The organism is Stenotrophomonas capsici, from assembly GCF_034961085.1.
Lineage (GTDB): Bacteria > Pseudomonadota > Gammaproteobacteria > Xanthomonadales > Xanthomonadaceae > Stenotrophomonas > Stenotrophomonas capsici.
This window is the reverse complement of sequence record NZ_JAYFUH010000024.1, coordinates 1-436: the sequence shown is the minus strand read 5'-3', so window position 1 is coordinate 436 and position 436 is coordinate 1. Positions and strand designations below refer to the sequence as shown.

At 66.7% G+C, this 436-nt stretch carries 1 pseudogene; it reads right to left on the bottom strand.

From position 1 onward, the window contains the following. A pseudogene (locus VA603_RS00270) lies at nucleotides 1–320 on the bottom strand (hypothetical protein); the annotation flags it as partial. Nucleotides 321–436: the final 116 nt, after the last annotated feature.

The window sequence follows — 436 nt, the reverse complement described above, 5'->3', positions numbered from 1 at the left end:
GTCTGCAGGGTTTCGCTCTTGCCGTCCAGCCACATCTCGTAGCGGGTAACGCCGACCAGCGCCACCTCGGTGTCGCTCAGACGACGGGTGGGGATGCCACCAGCCTCACAGGCGCGCACGGCTTCCAGGTAGGCGGCGCGTCGACCGGTCTGGCCATCGGTGAGCAGTTCGGCCGTCTGGTCCAGGTGGATCGGCGGCATGTTCTTGACCGCGCCCGGTTCGCCGCTGCCACTGGCGTCGCTGTTGCAGGCAACCAGCAGCGCAGCGGCGGCAACCAGCAGGGGGCAGCGCAGGCGCTGCAGGGAGGACGTATGGATCATAGGCGGGTGATTCCGAGCAGCACTTCCACCGAGTCCGGTGTGTCGATCAGGCGAGCCTGCCAGTACGGACTGAACAGGTTGCCCACTTCCAAGCGGTTGTCGCCGCGCTTGAACAG